Annotated in this window: 7 protein-coding genes and 2 rRNA genes; 2 read left to right on the top strand and 7 right to left on the bottom strand. The window is 33.2% G+C overall.

Annotated elements, in window-relative coordinates:
* Positions 1 to 95: ribosomal RNA gene (rrf, locus tag AAIE21_RS28995) — 5S ribosomal RNA — on the top strand; the annotation flags it as partial.
* A gap of 175 nt (positions 96 to 270) precedes the next feature.
* Here rrf and AAIE21_RS28990 read toward each other — a convergent pair.
* The 7 genes from AAIE21_RS28990 to AAIE21_RS28960 form a co-directional block, all read right to left on the bottom strand.
* Positions 271 to 717: an ASCH domain-containing protein gene (locus AAIE21_RS28990; protein WP_343269844.1), complete on the bottom strand. Its 447-nt coding sequence runs from the start codon at positions 715 to 717 to the stop codon at positions 271 to 273.
* A 433-nt stretch (positions 718 to 1150) separates the two neighbouring features.
* Entirely contained in the window at positions 1151 to 1948 is a 798-nt protein-coding gene (bacA, locus tag AAIE21_RS28985; protein WP_343269843.1) for an undecaprenyl-diphosphate phosphatase, read from the bottom strand.
* 52 nt (positions 1949 to 2000) lie between these two features.
* The gene (locus AAIE21_RS28980) at positions 2001 to 3524 is read right to left on the bottom strand and encodes a serine hydrolase domain-containing protein (protein WP_343269842.1); all 1524 of its coding nucleotides are present in this window, start codon (positions 3522 to 3524) and stop codon (positions 2001 to 2003) included.
* Positions 3525 to 3740: 216 nt separating this feature from the next.
* The gene (locus AAIE21_RS28975; RefSeq protein ID WP_343269841.1) at positions 3741 to 4478 is read right to left on the bottom strand and encodes an ABC transporter permease; all 738 of its coding nucleotides are present in this window, start codon (positions 4476 to 4478) and stop codon (positions 3741 to 3743) included.
* Positions 4471 to 5391 carry an ABC transporter ATP-binding protein gene (locus AAIE21_RS28970; RefSeq protein WP_343269840.1) on the bottom strand — a complete coding sequence of 307 codons (921 nt, stop codon included), beginning with the start codon at positions 5389 to 5391 and terminating at the stop codon, positions 4471 to 4473. The genes AAIE21_RS28975 and AAIE21_RS28970 overlap by 8 nt, the downstream gene beginning before the upstream one ends.
* Positions 5392 to 5469: 78 nt before the next feature.
* On the bottom strand, positions 5470 to 6486 hold the full coding sequence (locus AAIE21_RS28965) for a sensor histidine kinase (RefSeq protein ID WP_343269839.1): 1017 nt from the start codon (positions 6484 to 6486) through the stop codon (positions 5470 to 5472).
* Positions 6476 to 7189 carry a response regulator transcription factor gene (locus AAIE21_RS28960; RefSeq protein WP_343269838.1) on the bottom strand — a complete coding sequence of 238 codons (714 nt, stop codon included), beginning with the start codon at positions 7187 to 7189 and terminating at the stop codon, positions 6476 to 6478. The genes AAIE21_RS28965 and AAIE21_RS28960 overlap by 11 nt, the downstream gene beginning before the upstream one ends.
* A 615-nt stretch (positions 7190 to 7804) precedes the next feature.
* Here AAIE21_RS28960 and AAIE21_RS28955 point away from each other — a divergent pair.
* A 16S ribosomal RNA gene (locus AAIE21_RS28955) occupies positions 7805 to 7887 on the top strand; the annotation flags it as partial.

The raw sequence follows: 7887 nt of genomic DNA, 5'->3' as shown, positions 1-7887 counted from the left end.
GTCACACCCGTTCCCATACCGAACACGGAAGTTAAGCTCTCTAGCGCCGATGGTAGTTGGGACCTTGTCCCTGTGAGAGTAGGACGTCGCCAAGCAAAAACCTAAGTCGTTTCGACTTAGGTTTTTTTGTGGTTCATAAAATAAATACTTTATGAACTTGAGTATTTTTATATTTTTCTTTCTTTCTCATTATAGATAATAAGATAAGCTCATCACCTATGCGTTTCTTGAATCGTAGGTGATGAGCTTGTATGTGAAAAGTAGCTATGTTTACTTTTTTACATCAATGAGCTTAAAACGCTCACAAACGAGTAACATTTCTTCGGAAAACTCATGTCCAAGTGTATTCAATTCTTTAGTAAAGAATTTTGTGTGGACGTCTTTCCAATAGTCATAGGTACGATCGCCTTCTCCTTCTGCAATGGCGAATTCTTCGGGTACTTCATTCATCGGTGTTACAGTTACTTCTATTGTTTTAATAATGGCTACAGGCTCATCGTGGCTATTTAATATAATGCTATAATCATTTATTGCTGGAAGTGGTTCATTGTCTAGCTCATAAAAAATATGACCAGAGCATGTTGCTGTTTTCACACCATCAATTACTAACTGAGCAAGATAATCAGGAGAGGCACCAAACTGCCATGCACTGACAGATTGAGGTTTTTCACTTTCTTTCCAATACTCATTCCAGTACTTTTGTGCTAATTGATTCATTGGTATAATCAACTCATTTCTTTAGTGTCTAGTTAAATGAATAATCCCTTAACATAAGATTCCGTTTGTGAATGATGGACTGTTTGACAAAAAAATTCTTTATAGTCATTTGAAAATTTTTTTCGCTGTTTTTCAGGTAAGTAAAGGTAACATGCTAAATGAATATGGTTTATATACATGTTTGCTTCATATATGTCTGCCTTTCAAACTTCTATATTAATATTAAAGAATATTCAGAATGTTAAAGTCAAGCTCTTTTAAACTATTCGTATATTGAAAGGAAATTAAAAGACGAGAATAAGTTTATCTTGTTGGCTTGTTATTACATATAAATCTTTTATTTTATTAGGAGTTATAATCACAATCAACCGATATTCTTATGGGAATATCGGTTGGTTAGCGGCCTTTTTACATATAGGGAATCTCGTTATGGTTAGAGCAATACAAAGATAGTGAACACAATGGCTAACAAAATACGGTAATAGGCAAATGGCTTTAAACCGATTTTTGCTAGTAACTTTAAAAAAGTTACTACTGCTAACATCGCCACGACAAAAGAAGTAATAAATCCTACTGCAAACATGGGAAGATCATTTATACTTAAATGTTCCCAACTTTTTAATAAATCTAGACCTGTTGCGCCAACCATGACAGGAAGAGCAATAAGAAAAGAAAATTCTGATGCAGCTTTATAATTCACTTTTGCTAACAATCCTCCAGATATTGTGGATCCAGCTCTTGAAAAGCCAGGATATACCGCTAAACATTGAAATAATCCAATTGTTAATGCTTGACGATATGTTAAATCGTCTAATGAATAGGAGGTAGCTTCAGGTTTTTTGACTTCTGCGAAAATCATAAGGATGGCTCCTGCTACAAGTCCGATCACAACAGTATATGGCTGAAATAAGTATGTTTTGATGATATCGTGTAATAATAATCCAACAATTACAGCGGGAAATACACCTAAGAATACATGCAATGCATTGAATTTCTTTTCTTTTTGTAGAAGTGGCTTTATGTTAAATAAAGAAACGAGACGCTTGCGATATAAGACTGAAATTGCAAGAATAGCCCCTAGCTGTATTACAATCTCAAATGTTTTTGCTTTTTCTCCCTCAAAGCCTAATAAGTGTCCGACTAATATAAGATGCCCAGTAGAAGAAATAGGTAAAAATTCAGCCAGTCCCTCTACAATACCGAGTATGAAGGCAATAATTGTATCGCTCATAATTTCACTCCTATACAAAATATTAATGAAAAACTACCTATGAAATACAATGTTAAGAAAGAAACGTATTCATTTCTTTTTTAGTAAAAAACATTAAAGTTGTATAGATGGAATATAGAATTATAACTGTTATAAAGCTATACATTGTTAGTGTAACTGTAACTGGAGCCCATACTGTAATAAACGACCAAGGTACTCCAAGTAGTATTTGGGGAAGTTTTAAAACGAATAGTAGTCCCCCTGCAACGGCACATATATTTATGAGAAGTAATATGAATTTCTTTTTGTTTAATAAGGTCCAATTTCGACGTTTTTGTAATAGCCTTCTTATAAATCTTATGGTTAAAATGATAAGCAATATATTTAAGCACCCTGCCACAATAAATATTACGGTTGCTACTTTATCTATTTTTTGAAAGCTATCTATTTGTTTTGTATCAGAAATGTTTTTTCCATTCCAGAGATCTATAACTCCTTGACCAATTGATTTTGTAACTGTACTTTTCATATTAGATAACACCGTTACACCTGTTTGTGTAGCTGGTTGCATTATAATAAAAGACGAAAAGTTTGGATTTTCTCCATCATGGTATACAATTTTTTGGTCTTTTTGTAAAACAACCCATCCGCTGGCGTAGTAGCTATTATCATTAACGGGTTTTACTGTCTTATCAGGGATGTGTGAATCGGAAATTAGTTGAGGATTAATAGAATTATTTGTTTCAGTTCCTAATTGAAGATTCATCCATTTTGCTAAATCATTTGTATTACTAATAATATAACCTGCAGGTGTATTACCGCGATAGATAGGTTGTTCATATGGATATGGTCTCATAAATCTTAATTTATATCCGGTAGCCATCTCATTAGAGTGCCCTTGTAAGTAACCTACTAATGAATTTTTCATTCCAATTTGATCGAGGATGTTCTGCTTTATATAAAGTTCATATGGCTTCTTTGTCACTTTTTCGATTACGAGTCCTAAAATATCATAATTAATAGTTGCATATTCAAAAGAGCTTCCTGGTTTATGGTTCAATTTTGTGTGTTGTAATGTTTGGACGGTTGCTTCTAGTGCATCATCCTCTGTACTGATAGGAATAGAGCTAATAGTAGTAGAAGGTATTCCGCTAGTTTGATACAACAAATGATTTAAAGTAATATTTACTGGCTTATCGTTATAAGTTAATTTTAGCCATGGTAAAAATTTTGTGATATTGTCAGTCCGTTTTAGTAGGCCCGCCTGTTCCAATTGTAAAATAGCTAAGCCTGTAAAAGCCTTGCTTGTTGAAGCTAGCTCAAATAAAGTATCTTCATTTACAGCCTTTTTTGTTTTTAAGTCTGCGTACCCAAATCCTTTTTGATAAACAGTTTTGCCTTTTTCTACAATGACTATTGATATCCCTGGTATTCGACTAATTTCCTTTTGTTCTTTAACAAATTTATCAATTTGTTGTATTTTTTGTTCAGTAGAGTGTTTATTCTCAGCAAAGCTAATATGTGAGAATAGAGTAAGAAAGATTAGTATTAAGAAATTGATAGAAAAGTAATGGTAAAGTTTTTTCTTTGTATTCATTTTTAATAGCTCCTGTCTGCAGATGATAATGGATGACAGAGTTGTTGAAATCTTTTATAGGGAGTGTTTTTTATCCACATAACTGGAAAGTAGCCCCGCACCTCAAAATTACGAAGTGGAACAGAAGAGAGGTGTGGGAACAACTTTTAATAAAAGCTTGATTTTAAGTGGTACATAACGCATCTACTAATAAAATTTTTAATTTATCTACTTAGATTAGTGAATATCAACCTTTTTAAAATAGAATATTGTTACGATAAAGCCAATAATAGCTGTAGCTGCAATGATGATATAAGAATATTCTGGAGGATATGTTGGTTGCATTTCGTTATTTACTATATCGATTGTAGCTGCCCAAGGAAATAAATCTCTATGCTCTGAGTTTGCAGTCATAACATTTATCATCGTTATAATGATTGTTAATATAATAGGCGGAACATAAGTTTTCATTACGAGAGTTAGCAGTACAATAGGGGGCGATAAAATAAAAAGAAATCCACCACATGCCAAAAATTTCATAAGAGATTCTAAAAGTAATGAGCTACTGAATCCGGAAAAATTTCCTAATAGCCCTAATAATAAAGTTAGTCCCCAGGCAACTAGAGTCAACATCATAATCCAAAAAAATAGGAGGATGAATTTACTTATAATAAAGCTAATACGTGATACAGGAATGGTTAATAGATTTTTTAATGTATCTTCCGTGTATTCCCGATTAAAGAGATAAGCAGTCACTACACCGTATAGGGGGATTCCAATTATTAAAACAGTATATAGGTTGACATCAGAGAACAGTTTCTCAAATAGGATAGTTGGATTAGGATTTTTTGTTTTTATGTGTATATATGATGCTACTACTACCATAAAAGGTGCTACCGCCGCTCCAATAATACTAATCAAGAACATGTTAGAGCGTTTCAGTTTTAATAGTTCTGTATATAGTAGATTAACCAATTGTTCCACCCCCAACCAATTTGGTGAAATAATCTTCTAATCTATCTTCGCTCATCATAATTTTTAATACTTCAATATCGTTTTGGACAAATGTTTTATTAATTTGCCCTTGTTGTCCGAAGTGGGAATAAACGCGAATGTTTCCTTCGTCATGAATCTCATAATCCGAAATGTGAAATTGTTTTTCTAAAAGCACCGCAGCTTTATTATCGTTATTTACTTGGAATTCTAAGTATTTACGATTTGTTTTTTGAAGTGTATCAAGAGAAATTTCTTCTAATAATCTTCCTTCATGAATGATTCCCATACGATCGACTAGTTGTTCGACTTCAGCTAAAATGTGGCTGGAAATTAATATGGTGATATTTCTTTCTTGTGCTAAAGATTTAATAAGCTTTCGCATTTCTTTAATACCAATTGGATCTAATCCGTTAGTCGGTTCATCTAGTATCAATAGTTCTGGGCAATGAAGTAGGGCTCGTGCGATTCCTAATCGCTGTTTCATCCCTAAAGAATATTTACCTACTAGTTTTTTTGTTTCATGTTGCAATCCTACAATTTCTAGTGCCTCCTCGATTGCATTCTTTTTGTGGACCCCAATGATTTTCGCGTTAACTAATAAATTTTCCTTTGCGGTAAGATTTTCATAAAAACCTGGGACTTCAACGATAGAACCAATGCGTCTTAAAGTTTCTTTTTGATTTTGAAATAAATCCTCTCCGAATATTTCGATTTTTCCATTTGTAGGTTTAATTAATCCTAGTAGCATTCGAATCGTAGTCGTTTTACCAGCACCATTTCGCCCGATAAATCCGTAAATCTCTCCTTGGTTTACAGTTATATCTAGATTATCTACTGATTTTTGATTGCCATAAATCTTAGTGAGATTTGTTGTTTTTATAATTGCATTCATTTTGAAACACCTGCTTTCCATAAGCTCTTAATTACATGATAAAAAGGAAGATTTAACTGCTACTTAATCATTTCTTAACTATTTCTTAAAAACGGTTTGTTTTGGGATGGAAAAGCCAAAGGTAGTTCTTTCCCACGGAATACTTTCTACCCATATTTGTCCGCCATTTTTTTCTACTAGGGCTTTAGCGATAGCGAGCCCTAGACCACTCCCACCATGCGAAGGATTCCTTGATTGTTCGCTGCGGTACATTCTCTCAAATACGTTTTCTAAATCATGTTTTGAAATGCCAGGTCCTTTATCCCAAATGAGCAGCTGATAGTCATTGGTGGTTTCTAGGAGTTCTATTCCCAATATCTTTCCGGGTTTTCCGTAATATAGAGCATTCTTTATAAGGTTACCTATAACTCGTATAAGACTAAGGGAATCTGCCATAATAGGACACGGGTCTTCGGGAATGTTAACCTGTAACTTGATATCATGTTTGGATATCTCAGGTAAAAATTCAATTAAAGATTCCCTAGTAATCTCTGAAAAATCAAGTTGTTCTTCCTTTAATGGAAACTCATCAGCATCAAGCTTTGCCATATTAAATATTTCATCAACTAATTGTTTTAAGCCATTTGACTTCTTGGAGAGTATTTCAAGATATTCTAGTTTTTCTTCCTCTGAAGCAGCTATATCATCTTTTAATGCGTCAATATATCCAATAATAGAAGTAAGAGGTGTTCGAATATCATGTGAGATACTAGAAAGGAGCTGCTTCCTAGCATCTTGAGATTTTTTAGCTTCAACTTGTACTTTTTCTAGTTCAGTTATTAATTCATTTATAGAAAAAACTACTTCATCTAATGAATGATCGTTATTTGTATATAGCCTTGTATGTAAATTCCCTTTAATTGCACGCCTTAATTTGACAACCATAGTCTCCTGATTTTTCATGAAATGGAGTCTTGAAAAGAAAAGGTTTATTGTTATAACAATAAGTACAATGAATAAAGTTAATCTTAATGTGTGACCCCGATCTACAAATAGAAGCATGGAAATAATTATAAGTTGCGATAAAATAAGATAGAGAATTTTATCATTCTTCATCCTTTTCACCTACAAACTTATAACCGATTCCCCATACAGTTTGAATGAATTTAGGATTGGAGGGATCAATTTCTATTTTCTTTCTAATCTTTCTAATGTGTACCATAACCGTATTATCATCTTCTATATAATTACTGTCCCAAACATTTCGAAAGAGCTGTGTTTTCGTAAAAACTTGTTCAGGGTTTGAAGCAAAGAACTTTAATAGCTCTAGTTCTTTTCCAGTTAAAGAGATTTCTTTCCCATCTACGTTAACTGTGTACTTTTTCACATCAATTGTTAGTCCTTTAAATGTTAGGAGTGTTTTTTCTTGCGTGCACGCGTTACTTCCTAATACTAAAAAACGCCTCATAAGAGCTTTTACTCTAGCAACCACTTCATTAATACTGAAAGGCTTCGTAATATAATCATCTGCCCCTATGCTTAGTCCTAAAATTTTATCCACTTCATGATCTTTGGCGGTGAGCATTAATATTGGGATATTTGTTTCATTCCTAAGCCTTCTGCATACTTCGATACCATCAACTTTAGGCATCATAAGATCTAATATGATGAGGTTATATTTGTTTTGTTCAAATAAGCGAAGAGCCTCTTCGCCATTTATAGCAATATCTACTGTATATAGTTCTCGTTCTAGATATCTTTTTAATAAATCTCGTATTTCTTTTTCGTCGTCTGCTATAAGTACACGGATATCTTCCATATCGTCACCTGCTTCTAATAGAGTTTTATTGATATCATAATTTGTATAAACAAAGGTTGTAGTATGGTTCGGTAATAAAAAATATAATAGCTATCTAATTATATACTATTAATTGTTAAAATAAGGTTGTTAGTTCCAATGAAAAGAATAAGGTATATAGAATCTAGAAGAGGGAAGTTACAAGTAATTGAATATAAACGGGACTCTTTGAAGATAGTGTTTATAAGAGTATGGTAGTATTTTAGATGTCTTCTAAGAATAGAGAAGTGAGTAAGGGAATGAAAAGTTATCTGGAGAAGTAGATTAATAGATGAAAGGTGGAGCTGGTTTCTATGCAGTTCAATTTCAATGTATTTTCCTCGTAGTACAGTAATACAAAAAAACTTTATAAAAAGGTATTGACGATTGGTATCTAGAGGTGTAGTATTATACGAGTCGCCGATAGCAACAACGCAGAACGCGACAAACGAAATAAAAAACTTAGTTGACATTGAAACATTAAAGTGTTAACATAAGGAAGTCGCAAGTGAGCGGCAAACGAGTTCTTTGAAAACTGAACGAAACAAACAATGTGCAACGTCAATTTTTATTTTTATGATGCTAGACAAACTAACTTTATTGGAGAGTTTGATCCTGGCTCAGGATGAACGCTGGCGGCGTGCCTAATACATGCAAGTCGAGCGAATGGATTAAGAGCT

Source organism: Paenibacillus sp. 102 (assembly GCF_039549175.1).
GTDB lineage: Bacteria > Bacillota > Bacilli > Bacillales > Bacillaceae_G > Bacillus_A.
This window is presented reverse-complemented; position numbering and strand designations above follow the sequence as displayed.

Bases quoted from the DNA above. Each gene is read 5' to 3' on its own strand.
- AAIE21_RS28990 (WP_343269844.1), bottom strand. From the start codon at position 717: ATGAATCAATTAGCACAAAAGTACTGGAATGAGTATTGGAAAGAAAGT.
- bacA (WP_343269843.1), bottom strand. From the start codon at position 1,948: ATGAGCGATACAATTATTGCCTTCATACTCGGTATTGTAGAGGGACTG.
- AAIE21_RS28980 (WP_343269842.1), bottom strand. From the start codon at position 3,524: ATGAATACAAAGAAAAAACTTTACCATTACTTTTCTATCAATTTCTTA.
- AAIE21_RS28970 (WP_343269840.1), bottom strand. From the start codon at position 5,391: ATGAATGCAATTATAAAAACAACAAATCTCACTAAGATTTATGGCAAT.
- AAIE21_RS28965 (WP_343269839.1), bottom strand. From the start codon at position 6,486: ATGAAGAATGATAAAATTCTCTATCTTATTTTATCGCAACTTATAATT.
- AAIE21_RS28960 (WP_343269838.1), bottom strand. From the start codon at position 7,189: ATGGAAGATATCCGTGTACTTATAGCAGACGACGAAAAAGAAATACGA.